This window comes from Halomonas nitroreducens, assembly GCF_003966155.1.
Taxonomy (GTDB): Bacteria; Pseudomonadota; Gammaproteobacteria; order Pseudomonadales; family Halomonadaceae; genus Halomonas; species Halomonas nitroreducens.
This window is the reverse complement of the sequence record NZ_RXNS01000008.1, coordinates 101,131-113,932: the sequence shown is the minus strand read 5'-3', so window position 1 is coordinate 113,932 and position 12,802 is coordinate 101,131. Positions and strand designations below refer to the sequence as shown.

General features: G+C 69.3%; 8 protein-coding genes. 3 read left to right on the top strand and 5 right to left on the bottom strand.

Translation table 11 applies throughout. The features are described from left to right. Positions 1–3 precede the first annotated feature (3 nt). Positions 4–1,224, top strand: a complete 1,221-nt coding sequence (locus EKG36_RS09950; protein ID WP_126483607.1) for an efflux RND transporter periplasmic adaptor subunit — start codon at positions 4–6, stop codon at positions 1,222–1,224. 170 nt (positions 1,225–1,394) lie between these two features. Here the strand turns inward: EKG36_RS09950 and EKG36_RS09945 are convergent, their stop codons facing one another. Continuing rightward, positions 1,395–3,680 carry a CehA/McbA family metallohydrolase gene (locus EKG36_RS09945; RefSeq protein ID WP_126483605.1) on the bottom strand — a complete coding sequence of 762 codons (2,286 nt, stop codon included), beginning with the start codon at positions 3,678–3,680 and terminating at the stop codon, positions 1,395–1,397. 167 nt (positions 3,681–3,847) lie between these two features. Between EKG36_RS09945 and EKG36_RS09940 the strand changes: the two genes are divergently transcribed. After that, complete coding sequence (locus EKG36_RS09940) at positions 3,848–5,035, top strand: PQQ-dependent sugar dehydrogenase (protein WP_246007479.1); 1,188 nt, start codon at positions 3,848–3,850, stop codon at positions 5,033–5,035. 24 nt (positions 5,036–5,059) lie between these two features. Here the strand turns inward: EKG36_RS09940 and EKG36_RS09935 are convergent, their stop codons facing one another. Next, on the bottom strand, positions 5,060–6,166 hold the full coding sequence (locus EKG36_RS09935; protein WP_126483603.1) for an FAD-binding oxidoreductase: 1,107 nt from the start codon (positions 6,164–6,166) through the stop codon (positions 5,060–5,062). Between the two features lie 320 nt (positions 6,167–6,486). Here EKG36_RS09935 and EKG36_RS09930 point away from each other — a divergent pair, with 320 nt between their 5' ends. Beyond that, positions 6,487–7,773, top strand: a complete 1,287-nt coding sequence (locus tag EKG36_RS09930) for an aromatic ring-hydroxylating oxygenase subunit alpha (RefSeq protein WP_126483601.1) — start codon at positions 6,487–6,489, stop codon at positions 7,771–7,773. 77 nt (positions 7,774–7,850) lie between these two features. Here the strand turns inward: EKG36_RS09930 and EKG36_RS09925 are convergent, their stop codons facing one another. From EKG36_RS09925 to EKG36_RS09915, 3 genes are read right to left on the bottom strand one after another with little or no spacing between them, the layout of a single operon-like run. After that, entirely contained in the window at positions 7,851–8,090 is a 240-nt protein-coding gene (locus tag EKG36_RS09925) for a hypothetical protein (RefSeq protein WP_126483599.1), read from the bottom strand. A 29-nt stretch (positions 8,091–8,119) separates the two neighbouring features. Next, positions 8,120–10,951 (bottom strand): formate dehydrogenase subunit alpha, encoded by a 2,832-nt coding sequence (gene fdhF / locus EKG36_RS09920; RefSeq protein ID WP_185827528.1) that lies wholly within the window; start codon positions 10,949–10,951, stop codon positions 8,120–8,122. An 11-nt stretch (positions 10,952–10,962) separates the two neighbouring features. Then, on the bottom strand, positions 10,963–12,681 hold the full coding sequence (locus EKG36_RS09915) for an NADH-ubiquinone oxidoreductase-F iron-sulfur binding region domain-containing protein (RefSeq protein ID WP_126483595.1): 1,719 nt from the start codon (positions 12,679–12,681) through the stop codon (positions 10,963–10,965). Positions 12,682–12,802 lie beyond the last annotated feature (121 nt).

Below are 12,802 nucleotides of genomic sequence, written 5' to 3'. Positions count from 1 at the left end.
TGCATGGACGTCAAGCGACGGCGAATGCTGCTGTGGGGCAGCCTGATCCTGATGCTGGTGGCCGGCCTCGGCTATGCCCTGCTCCCCCAGCCGGTGCCGGTCGACCTGACCGTCGCCGAGCAGGGTCGGCTGACGGTCACCATCGACGAGGAGGGCGAGACCCGGGTGCGCGATGTCTACACCCTGGACGCGCCGCTGGCCGGGCACCTGCTGCGCATCGGCACCGAGGCCGGCGACCCCGTCGAGGCCGAGGTCACCGAACTGGCACGCATCGAGCCCGCCACCCCGGCCTTTCTCGACGTGCGCAGCGAAGCCGAGCAGCGCGCCGCCATCGAGGCCGCCGAGGCGGCCCGGGATCTGGCCGCCGCCGAGCGCGAGCGGGCCGAGGCCGACCTGGCCTTCGCCACCAGTGAGCTGGCACGGGCCCGGCGCCTGCGGCGCGCCGGCAGTATCGCTCAGCGCAGCCTGGACGATGCCGAGCGGGCGCACCGGGTGGCCCGTGCCGAACTGGCCCGCACCCGGGCGGCGCTGGAGATGCGCGAGCACGAGCTCGCCCAGGCGCGCTCGAGGCTGCTGACCCGCCAGGAGATCGCCGGTGCCAGCGAACATTGCGAATGCCTGCCGGTGACTGCCCCGGTCGATGGCGTGGTACTGCGCGTGCTGCGGGAGAGCGCCGGGGTCGTCGACGCCGGCACCCCGCTGCTCGAGGTCGGTGACCCACGAGACCTGGAGATCATCGTCGACCTGCTGTCCGAGGACGCGGTACGCATCGCCGCGGGGCAGCGGGCACGGATCGTCGGCTGGGGCGGTCCGCCCCTGGCGGCCCGGGTGCGGCGCATCGAGCCGCTGGGCCACACCCGGGTCTCGGCGCTGGGCATCGAGGAGCAGCGCGTCGACGTGCTGCTGGATTTCACCGACCCGCCCGAGCGGTGGGCGCGGCTTGGCCATGGCTATCGGGTCGACGTGCGGGTGATCCTGTTCGACGAGGAGGTGCTCAAGCTGCCCCAGGGCGCGCTGTTTCGCCCAGCGGAGGACGCTGCCACCCCGGACGACGCCTGGGCGGTGTTCGTCGTCGAGGATGGCGAGGTGCGCCGACGGACCGTGACCGTCGGCGAGCGCTCGAGCCTCGAGGTGGAGATCCGCGACGGGCTCGCCGCCGGCGAGCGGGTGGTGCTCTATCCCAATGACCGGCTCAGTGACGGTGTGCGCGTGACGGAACGTTGAGGCGTGCGGGATGGGAGAGACTGCAGGCGTCGTCTGACGGGTCAGCGGCATCGACTGCCGAACGGCACGCGGCCGCGCCTGGGCGCGGCCGCGTGGGGCCAGCGATACGGGACGAGCCCGGCCGAGATGGCCGGCCCCGCCTCAGCATCGCCGTCGAGCCCACCGGGGAGTCAGTCAGCGGCGGCCGAGAGATAGGCCGAGCTGTCCTGACGCTTGATCCACAGCGGATTGCTCCACGCCCGGTCGCCGTCGGCATCCGCGACCTCCAGGGCCACCCAGCCGTCGACCTCGGCGTCCAGAGGGAAGGCCAGCGTGGCGGCCTGGCCGTCGAGCTCGCGGGTGGCGACGACCTCGCCGCCGCGACCGATCAGGCGCGCCTCGGCCAGACCGTCCACCGCCGCGACATCGACCCGCCAGGTCGCCTGCTCGTCGCCGGCCAGGCGCAGGGTGTCACCGAACAGCGCGTTCTGCGGATACAGCAGCGGCCCCTGGGTGGCATAGCCGTGGCCCTGCTTGAGGGCACGCGCGAAGGCCCGCGGCGACAACTCGCCGGGGACCCGCGCCATCATGCGGATGCGACCGGTCAGGTCGTTCCAGGCATCGTGGGTATCGGTGCCGGCGGTGAAGTAGATCGCCGTGCCGTCATCCCACAGCGCATGGGCGCTCTCGACGGTCTTGGCGTTGTCGACCTCGGCGTTGAGCTCGAGCAGATCGAAGCCCGGGGCGAAGCCGCCCGGAACCTTGTCACTGGACAGGTTGCTCAGGTAGCCGTAGTCGTTGTACGGGTGGTTCATCGGAATCACCTCGGCCCCCAGGCGACGGGCATCCTGAAGGATGGCCTGCACGGCATCGGTGCCCGGATCGACACTCAGTTCACCGCCCAGGGCGATGGGGAAGGGGTTCATGTGCCCCCAGGAGGGCGAGATCTCGACCGACGGGATGAAGGGCACGCCGCGGCTGTCGGACAGCGCCTGGAAGGTCGCGTGATTGGCCGTGGAGTCATGGTCGCTGACGAAGGTCAGGTCCAGGTCGGTGGCGAGCTGGGCGCGCACCACGGTCTCCGGTGGGGTAGTGCCCTCCAGCACGTTGGCATGATGGTGCAGGTCGGCGCCATACCAGCCGCGGCCATTGGGCTCGGCCAGGCGCTCGATCTCGACGATGCGCTCGACGCGCTCGCCGGATGCCAGGCTCACCTCGAGGGTCTCGCCCTTGGCAGTGAAGCCGGCCCCGGCGTTTACCGCCAGGCGGTAGTCGCCCGGCGCCAGCGACAGCTCGGCGGAACCGGCCGGGTCGAGCACGGTGAAGAAGGTCTGCTTGCCGAGGAATTCCACCGGCGGCTGCTGGCCGTCGACGATGGTCAGGCGGGCATCCCGCGGCACGCCGCTGCCGGCCTCGACCACCTCGAGGGCCAGGGTTCCCGGGCCCTCGAGCCCCTCGAAAGCGAGTGACTGCTCACCATCGGCGGCCACGCTGATATCGCGGGGTGCGCTGTTGGCATGGCCCATGGCCGTGGCATAGACCCGATAGTCGCCAACGGGCAGATCCATCGCGAACCGGCCACCCTCGGCCAGGGTCCAGGCATAGGGGTGTCCCTGCTTCTCGACCATCACCAGGCCGTCTTCCGGAGCCTCGCCGTCGTCAGTGTCCAGGGTACCGGCAATCCGCCCGGCTTCCTGCGCCGTGCGCTCGATCTCGTGGGCCACCACCGGCGCCAGGTCCCCCTTCGGCACCACCTGCAGCGAGCCGGTGAAGGTGCGGCTCGCGCCCGGTGCCAGATCATGCTCGAGGTACATGTCCTGGCCTTCGTAGTTGATGCGATCGAAGTAGGGAGCGTGCAGGGCGATCGCCCAGTCGCGGTCATAGGCGACCATGCGATCGGTGAGCGCCTCGTCGGCCACGCTCTCCTTGGCCTCGCCGAGGCCCGGCACACCGAACAGGAAGCCGGTATCCGGCCACAGGGTGAAGCCGGATCGGATCGCCGTCAGCGGCGCCTCGCCGGCGTTCTCGAGCCGTGTCTCGAGGCCGATCCGGTCGCTGCCGGCCTCCAGGGTATAGGTGGTGGTGACCCAGGCTTCGCCCCAGTCACGGCGGACCCGTACCACGGCTCGCTCGGGGCTGTCCTCCAGGACCTCCACGGACTTCTCGCTGTTGGGCCAGGCCGACCAGTTGTCGGGAATGAAGTCGGCGAAGGCGACCCGGTCGAGGTCCTGCTCGCCGTCCTTGACGGCCGCCAGGTCCACCAGCGTCCCTCGAGGCACCCCCCAGGGCGGCCGTGACTCGATGGCCAGGGCGAAGGCCAGGTGGCCGTTGGCAATGGTCAAGTCTTCGGCGGCAGTGGCCTCCCCGTCGGGAATCGAAGTGGCCCCGCGGGTCACGCTGACCTCGGCCTGGGCATTGCCGGCGAGACCGAGTGCCAGGCCGGCCGCGAGCCAGGCGCGTCGTGTAGTGAGCATCATGGGAATCGTCCTTTATATTCGATTGTGTTATCAAATCAGGGCGTTTTCATGATGCTGTATTTTGATTAATCATTCAAATTACTACTCACCCTGCCCGGCCATGCCCTCCCCGGCCTGCTAGAGTAACTGGGACCAGTGACCAGGCTGCGACAGGGAGAGACTCTGCGATGCCCGCTGCCTCGCTTTGCCCGCCACCCGGCACCCCCCCGACGCTCCCTGCCCCGCGTCGTCGGGGCGCATGGCTGCTCGCCACCCTGATGCTCGTCGCCAGCGGGCACGTCCCGGCGGCCAGCGTGATCGCCGAACGGATTGACGGCGCGGTCCATGACGTGCGCCTGGTGCGCCTGGCCGAGGGCCTCGAACACCCCTGGTCCGTCGCCTTCCTGCCCGACGGCCGTTTCCTGGTCAGCGAACGGCCCGGCCGGCTGGCGTTGATCGATGGCCAGGGCCATAGCCGGCGCGTTGACGGCGTGCCCCGGGTGGCCGCCCGGGGCCAGGGCGGACTGCTCGACCTGGCGCTGCACCCCGAGTACGGTGATGGCGAGCATGACTGGCTCTACTTCAGCTATGCGCGATCCGGTCCCGGCGGAACGGGCACGGCGGTGGGCCGGGCGCGACTCTCCGGCACCCGGCTCGCCGACGTCGAGGAGATCTTCGCCCAGGAGAGGTTCTCGTCCCCCACCCATCATTACAGCGGGCGCCTTGCCTGGCGGCAGGACGGCACCCTGCTGCTGACCATCGGTGACCGTGGCGAGGGGCCGCGGGCCCAGGACGGCCGCGACCATGCCGGCAGCGTGATTCGTCTGACCGAGAGCGGCGGCGTGCCCGGCGACAATCCCTTCGTCGACGACCCGCGGGTGGACGATGCGGTCTACACCCTGGGCAATCGCAATATTCAGGGCCTGGCCGTGGCAACCGATGGCAGCGTCTGGGCCAGCGAACACGGCCCGCGTACCGGTGACGAGATCAACCGCATCGAGGCGGGCGTCAACTATGGCTGGCCGGAGGTGACTCTCGGCCGGGACTACGCCACCAACCGGCCGATCGGCCGCGACAGCGCCCCGGGCATGCGCGACCCGCTGTACGTGTTCGAGGGGCGTTTTGCACCGTCGGGGCTGGCCCATGTCAGCAGCCGGCCCTTTGCCGGCTGGCAGGACGATCTGCTGGCCGGCGGCCTGCGCAGCCAGCGGCTCGTCCGGCTGACCGTGGAAGGCGATGAAGTGCGCCGGGCCGAGGTGCTGCTCGACGGCCAGATCGGGCGTATCCGCGACGTGCGCCAGGGACCGGAGGGGTTGGTCTACCTGCTCAATGACCGGCCCGATGGCGGGCTCTTCCGGCTCGAGCCCGCCGACTAGCGGCGGGCCCGGGGGTCGGTGCGATCAGTACTCCACCACCACGTCGCCCTTGGGCTTGCTGCAGCAGGAGAGAATGTAGCCCTCGGCGATGTCCTCGTCGGTGATTCCGCCATTGTGCTCCATCTCGACCTCCCCCGAGCTCAGCGCCACCCGGCAGGTGCCGCAGATACCCATGCCACAGGCCTTGGGGATATGCAGCCCCAGCTTGGCGGCGGCGGTGTGCACCGTCTCGTCGGGCTGGATCCGCACGCTCTTGCCGGTGGTGCTGAACTCGACACTGATCATGTCGGCGGCATCGAGCTCCTCGGCCTCGGCCTCGGCCTGCTCGACGTGCTCGATCACCTCCTCCTGGACCTCCAGCGGCGTGGCGCCGAAGGACTCCTCGTGGTAGCGGCTCATGTCGAAGCCGTTCGCCTCGAGCAGGTGCTTCACGGCGTTCATGTACGGCGTCGGGCCGCAGCAGAAGATCTCGCGGTCCATGAAGTCCGGCGCCATCAGCTCCAGCATCGCCTGGCTCAGGTAGCCCCGGAAGCCCGACCAGGCCTCGCCCAGCTCATCGCTGCGCTCGCAGACGATATGCAGCTTGAAATCGGGAATCCGCGAGAAGATATGCTCCAGTTCGCGATGGTAGATGACATCACGGGGCGAGCGGGAGCTGTGCACGAACTGCAGGTCCACGGCGGCGTTGGTGTCGAACAGCCAGCGCACCATGGACATCAGCGGCGTGACCCCCACCCCGCCGGAGAGCATGAGCAGCTTGTCGGCAGGGTAGTCGATGATGTTGAAGTTGCCGACCGGGCCGTGTACTGCCAGCTCGTCGTTGACCTTGAGGTTGTCATGCAACCAGTTGGAGACCTGACCACCCGGCATGCGCTTGACGGTGATGGAGAAGCTGTAGGGCACCGACGGCGAGCTGGAGATGGTGTAGGAACGCATGATGGGCTGGCCATCGATCTCCAGCTCCAGCGTCACGAACTGCCCCGGCTTGAAGAAGAACATGACCGGCTGTTCGGCCATGAAGCAGAAGGTACGGGTATCCCAGGTCTCCTGGATCACCTTGACGCAACGCACCAGGTGGCGACCGTTGGTCCAGGTCTGGGTAGTAACGGGATTGAGGAAGCTCATTGTCATGTTCGTGTCGCCTGGGCTGCAGCATGAAGGTCTCCGACCGCGGTGCCACCGCCTGCCGTTGGCCGAATTCTGCGCAGCCGCGCCGCCGGCCACTTGCCTGTCTGCGACATGGGCATGTCCATCACATCCAGGCCCGCCAACTTTCGCCACCCTCCGCGTCGCGGCTGCATCACATCACGTCGCCGGCAGACAATCCCCCCCTGCTGCAGTGTTCCACACTCGCTCCACCCCGCCACGGCCCACCTGGTGCGCGGCGCCATACTCCGCAGTACTGAACAACCCTAAAGCCGCCCAGCGGCCCTGCAAGAGGATGTGCCCTCATGGATCCCATGTCTCCCGCTCGTCTGGATGATCCCCTGGCCCCGGCCCGCGAGGCCACCGTGGAGATGCTGCAGCAGCGTCGGCCCCACTTCACGCTGCCGCAACCGTTCTACAACGACGAGCGACTGTTTCGCCTGGAGATGCAGGAGATCTTCGAGAAGGAGTGGCTGTTCGCCGGCATGACCTGCGAGATCCCCGCCAAGGGCAACTTCATCACCCTCGAGGTGGGCGACAACCCGGTGGTCATCGTGCGTGGCAGCAACGGGGAGGTTCACGCCTTCCACAACGTCTGCCGGCATCGGGGCTCCCGGCTGTGCGTCAGCGAGAAGGGCAAGGTGGCCAAGCTGGTCTGCCCCTACCACCAGTGGACCTACGAGTTGGACGGCCGCCTGCTGTTCGCCGGCAGCGACATGGGCGAGAACTTCGACCTCGGCGCCTACGGGCTCAAGCCCGTCCATGTGCGCACCGCCGGGGGCTACATCTTCGTCAGCCTGGCCGACGCGCCGCCGGCCATCGATGAGCTGCTCGCCTCCCTCGAACACTACCTGGCCCCCTATGACATGGACAACGTCAAGGTCGCCGTGGAGTCGAGCCTCGTCGAGCAGGCCAACTGGAAGCTGGTCATCGAGAACAACCGCGAGTGCTACCACTGCAACGGGGCCCACCCCGAACTGCTCAATTCCCTCCAGGAGTTCGACGACAGCGACGACCCCAGGGCGACCCCGGCCTATCGGGCCCTGGTGGCTCGCAAGCAGCAGGACTGGGACGCGGCCGGCGTGCCCTGGCAGCTCAAGCGCATCGGCAAGCGCAATCGCCTGACCCGCACCCCGCTGCTGGAAGGGACGGTGTCGATGACCATGGACGGCAAGCCGGGCTGCAAGAAACTGATGGGACGGCTGCCGGATGCCGACATGGGCTCGCTGCGTATTCTCCACCTGCCCAACTCCTGGAATCACTACATGGGCGACCATGCCGTGGTGTTCCGGGTCATGCCGCTGGGCCCCCAGCAGACCGTGGTGACCACCAAGTGGCTGGTGCACAAGGACGCCGTAGAGGGTGTCGACTACGACCCGGCCCAGCTGCGCCGGGTATGGGACGCCACCAATGACCAGGACCGTCGCCTCGCCGAGGAAAACCAGCGCGGCATCAACTCCAAGGGCTATGAGCCGGGCCCCTACTCGGAAACCTTCGAGTTCGGCGTCATCGACTTCATCGACTGGTACAGCGAGCGCATGCTGGAGAACCTGGGCCACAGCGCGCCCCACCTCCAGCTGGCCCAGGGCTGACCCCCTCCCCCCACACGACAGGACCCGCCATCGGCGGGTCCTGTCGTTCATGGCCTGGCCAGGCGGGTGCCGCGCGGTCAGCGCAGGCCGGGCAGCAGGAAGCGCTCGATGGCGGCGCGCACCGACGGCAGCATGATATCGGTGTGAGTCATCATTTCACGCACCAGATCCTGCAGGCCCGGCACCCCGACCTCCATGTGCTTGAGCAGCGCCATCCGAGCACAGGTCTCGGGGCAGGCGCCTTCCGGAATGCGAATGCCCAGGGCGACCAGGCGGTCGCGGAAGTCATCCCCGTCGATCAGGTCGACAATCATCATGGTGGTTTTCTCCTCTTTCCGCGCCGCGTTCAGGACAGCGCCTCGACGGGCGCCGGCGCCAGCCGGCAGGCGGCATACTTGAACTCGGGAATCTTGCCGTAGGGATCCAGTGCCGGGTTGGTCAGCACATTGGCCGCCGCCTCGGCGTAGCAGAAGGGCACGAACACCATGCCCTCGGCCATCGCCGGATCGACCCGGGTCCTGAGCGTGATCTGGCCACGCCGGGTGGTGATGGTCACCGGCTCGCCGGGGGCGAGGCGGAGACGCCGCAGCTCGCCCGGGGCCAGGCTGGCCACGGCCTCCGGCTCCAGGTCATCGAGGACCCGCGCGCGACGCGTCATGGACCCGGTATGCCAGTGCTCGAGCTGGCGGCCGGTGGTCAACACCGTGGGGTAGTCGCCGTCGACGGGCTCGTCCGGCGGCAGCGGCAGGGTCGGCGAGAACTTCGCCCGGCCCGTGGCCGTGGGGAAGGCGTCGCTGAACACCACGTCGGCCCCCGGAGCGTCATCCGCCGGGCAGGGATAGGTCACCGACTGCTCGCGCTCCAGGCGCTCCCAGCTGATGTGGTCCAGCGAGGCCATGCCGCGCGTCATCTCGGCGAAGACCTCCCGCGGATGCCCATAGTCCCAGGCCAGGCCGAAGCGCCGGGCGAGCTCCTGGATGATCCACCAGTCGGGCCGCGCCTCGCCGGGCAGCGGCACGGCCCGGCGACCCAGCTGCACCTGGCGGTTGGTGTTGGTCACGCTGCCGTCCTTCTCTGGCCAGGCCGAGGCGGGCAGGATCACGTCGGCGAACTGGGCCGTCTCGGTGACGAAGAGGTCCTGCACCACCAGGTGCTCGAGGCTGGCCAGCGAGGCCCGGGCATGCTCCAGGTCGGGGTCGGACATCGCCGGGTTCTCGCCGAGGATGTACATGCCCTTGATGGTGCCCGCGGCGATGGCGTCCATGATCTCCACCACGGTGAGGCCCGGCCGCTCCTCCAGCGGGGTCGCCCACAGCTCCTCGAAGGCGGCGCGCACCTGGGCATCGCCCACCGGCTGGTAGTCCGGCAGGACCATGGGGATCAGGCCGGCGTCGGAGGCGCCCTGGACGTTGTTCTGGCCGCGCAGCGGATGCAGCCCGGTGCCGGGACGACCGGTGTGGCCGCAGGCCAGGGCCAGGGAGATCAGGCAACGGGCATTGTCGGTGCCGTGGACGTGCTGGGAGATGCCCATGCCCCAGAAGATCATGGCGCGCTCGGCGGTGGCGTATTCCCGTGCCACCTGGCGGATCGCCTCGGGCGACACGCCGCAGCTCGGCGCCATGGCCTCCGGCGTCAGCTCCCGGACATGTTCGGCCAGGGTGGCAAAGCCCTCGGTATGGGCGTCGACGTAGTCATGGTCGACCAGGTCCTCGGTGACGATGACATTGAGCATGGCATTTAACAGCGCGACGTCGGCCCCCGGGGTGAAGCGCAGGGTCTGATGGGCATAGGCGCCCAGGGCCTGGCCGCGGGGGTCGATGATGATGATCCGGGTCCCCTGCTTGGCGGCCTGCTTGAAGAAGGTCGCCGCCACCGGATGGTTCACCGCCGGATTGCAGCCGGTGAGGATCACCACGTCGGCCTCGAGGGCCTGCATGAAGGAGGCAGTCACGGCACCGGAGCCGATGCACTCCATCAGCGCGGCCACCGAGCTGGCGTGGCACAGCCGGGTACAGTGGTCGACGTGGTTGGAGCCGAAGCCGGTGCGCACCAGCTTCTGGAACAGCCAGGCTTCCTCGTTGGAGCACTTGGCGCTGCCGAAACCGGCCAGGGCATCGGGGCCATGGGCCGCCTTCAGGTCGACGAGCCCCCTGGCCGCCAGGTCGAGGGCCTCGTCCCAGCTCGCCTCGCGGAAATGGCTGGTCGGGTCGGCCGGATCGAAGGCCGGATCGAGGCCCTTGGGCACCCCGGGCTTGCGGATCAGCGGGGTGGTCAGGCGCGCGGGATGGCGCGGGTAGTCGAAGCCGAAGCGGCCCTTGACGCACAGCCGGTTGTGGTTGGAGGGGCCGTCGCGGCCGGAGACGTGCAGGATGGCATCGTCCTTGATGTGGTAGGTGAGCTGGCAGCCCACCCCGCAGTAGGGGCACACCGAGTCGATGCGGCGATCGGCCACCGCCGAGTCGCCCCGGCCCGCCTCGTCGACCAGGGTCGCGGGCATCAGCGCCCCCGTGGGGCAGGCCTGGACGCACTCGCCGCAGGCCACGCAGGTACTGTCCCCCATGGGGTCGTCGAAGTCGAAGACGATCTTGGCCGCGGCGCCGCGATGGGCCAGGCCGATGACGTCGTTGACCTGGACCTCGCGACAGGCCCGCACGCAGAGGTTGCATTCGATGCAGGCGTCGAGATTGACGGCCATCGCCGAGTGGGAGCGGTCGTGCACCGGCGAGGCGTCCCGCTCGGGGACGTGGTGGACCGTCGGCGTGACGCGCTCATCGCGAGACGGCAGCCACTGGCGGACGGCGTCGGCGTCGACGGCAAGTGCCTCGGCCATGTCCCAGAAGTGGCTCGAGCGGTCAGGACCGGCTTCGCGGGCGGGCTGGTCGACGACCAGCAGCTCCAGCACGCCCTCCCGGGCGGTGCGGGCCCGCTCCGAGGAGGCACTCCTGACCACCATGCCGGGTCGCGCCTCGCGCAGGCAGCTGGCGGCCAGGGCACGCTCGCCCTCGATCTCCACCATGCAGGCCCGGCAGTTGCCGTCGGCCCGGTAGCCGTAGGCGTCCTTGAAGCACAGGTGCGGGATGGTCTCGCCGGCCCGCTTGGCCACCTGCCAGAGGGTCTCCCCCGGCTCGGCGCTGACGTCCACGCCGTCCAGGGTCAGGGTAAAGGTCTCGGTCGTCATGGCATCTCTCCCTACCCTTTCACGATCACGTTCTGCGCGGCGAGCTCGTCGCGGAAGTCCTTGAGCAGCCCCAGCACCGGATTGGGCGCCGCCTGGCCGAGGCCACAGATGGAGGCGTCCATCATCACCCGGGAGAGCCGCTCGAGGTCCGCGGCCTGCCAGGTGTCACGCTCCAGCAGGGTCAGCATCTTCTCGGTGCCCACCCGGCAGGGCGTGCACTGGCCGCAGGACTCATCGGCGAAAAAGGCCAGCAGGTTGGTCGCGACCGCACGCAGATCGTCCTGATCGGAGAGCACGATGATGGCCGCCGAGCCGATGAAGCAGCCGTGCTCCTGGAGGGTGTCGAAGTCCAGCGGGATATCCGCCCTGGACGCCGGCAGGATGCCGCCGGAGGCGCCGCCGGGCAGGTAGGCGGCCAACCGGTGGCCCGGCGGCAACCCGCCGCAGTATTCCTCGATCAGCTCATTGAGGGTGATGCCGGCCGGGGCCAGGTGGACGCCGGGACGATTGACCCGGCCGGAGACCGAGAAGCTGCGCAGCCCCTTGCGCCCGTGGCGCCCCTGGTCGGCGAACCAGCCTGCGCCGCGGGCCCAGATCGTCGGGATCCAGTAGACGGTCTCGACGTTGTTGACCAGGGTCGGGCGGTCGAAGAGCCCGCGCTGGGCGACGAAGGGAGGGCGGTGCCGGGGCTTGCCGGGCTTGCCCTCCAGCGATTCGATCATCGCCGACTCCTCGCCGCAGATGTAGGCGCCGGCGCCGCGGCGCATCACGATGTCCCCCGGCGCAACCAGGCCGGCGGCCTCCAGCTCGGCGATCGCCGCATGGAGCACCCGGTGCAGGCCGGGGTATTCGTCGCGCAAATAGATATAGAGCGCCTCGGCCTCGACGGCCCAGGCACTGACCAGCGCCCCCTCCAGGAAGCGATGGGGCTCGCGCTCCAGGTAGTGGCGGTCCTTGAAGGTCCCGGGCTCGCCCTCGTCGGCATTGATCGCGCAGTAGCGCGGCCCCGCCTCGGCGCGCACGAAATGCCACTTCTTGAAGGTCGGGAAGCCGGCCCCGCCCAGGCCCCGCAGGTTGGCGGTCTCCAGGGTCTCCATCAGGCGTTCCACGCTCACCCGACCCGCCCGGCAATCGGCCAGCAGGCGATAGCCGCCGGCCTCCCGGTAGGCCTCGAGCTTCTGCCAGAGGATCGCCTCGGGATGGAAGTGGCCGGTATCCACCACCGCCTCCACCGCCTCCAGAGTGGCATGGTTGACATGGCGGTGCCCCACCTCGACCACCGGGGCCATGTCGCAGCGCCCCATGCAGGGCGCCCGCAGCACGCGGACCCGCTCGGGGTCGGCGCCGGCCTCGAGCTCGGCCTTGAGAGCGGCGGCGCCGGCCAGCTGACAGGACACTGAATCGCAGACCCGCACCGTGATCGCCGGCGGCGGGGCCTGGTCGTCATGAACCACGTCGAAGTGGGCATAGAAGGTGGCGGTCTCATAGACCGCCGCCATCGGCAGGTTCATGTAGGCGGCCAGCGCGCGCAGGTCGGCCAGCGCCAGGTGCCCATGATCGTCCTGGATGACGTGGAGATGCTCGATCAGCAGGTCGCGGTGGCGGCGCTCGGGCACCTCGCGCTCGTCACCCAACAGCCGCCGCAGGGCGTCGAGCGCGGCAGGGTCGAGATCCCGGCCTCGGGGCTTGCCGCGAAAGCGGCGCTTGGGGGTCACGGTCTGAACGGTCATGGGGCACTCATTGTGTTCTTTGTCGGCTCACTTATCGCATGGTGGCACCACCCCCGGGGGCTGACAACGCCGGGATTGGGCGCCGGGGCCGGCAATGGCATGGCGATGTCGCAATCGGCTA

Bases quoted from the DNA above. Each gene is read 5' to 3' on its own strand.
- EKG36_RS09935 (WP_126483603.1), bottom strand. From the start codon at position 6,166: ATGACAATGAGCTTCCTCAATCCCGTTACTACCCAGACCTGGACCAAC.
- EKG36_RS09915 (WP_126483595.1), bottom strand. From the start codon at position 12,681: ATGACCGTTCAGACCGTGACCCCCAAGCGCCGCTTTCGCGGCAAGCCC.
- EKG36_RS09930 (WP_126483601.1), top strand. From the start codon at position 6,487: ATGGATCCCATGTCTCCCGCTCGTCTGGATGATCCCCTGGCCCCGGCC.
- EKG36_RS09925 (WP_126483599.1), bottom strand. From the start codon at position 8,090: ATGATGATTGTCGACCTGATCGACGGGGATGACTTCCGCGACCGCCTG.
- fdhF (WP_185827528.1), bottom strand. From the start codon at position 10,951: ATGACGACCGAGACCTTTACCCTGACCCTGGACGGCGTGGACGTCAGC.
- EKG36_RS09940 (WP_246007479.1), top strand. From the start codon at position 3,848: ATGCCCGCTGCCTCGCTTTGCCCGCCACCCGGCACCCCCCCGACGCTC.
- EKG36_RS09950 (WP_126483607.1), top strand. From the start codon at position 4: ATGGACGTCAAGCGACGGCGAATGCTGCTGTGGGGCAGCCTGATCCTG.
- EKG36_RS09945 (WP_126483605.1), bottom strand. From the start codon at position 3,680: ATGATGCTCACTACACGACGCGCCTGGCTCGCGGCCGGCCTGGCACTC.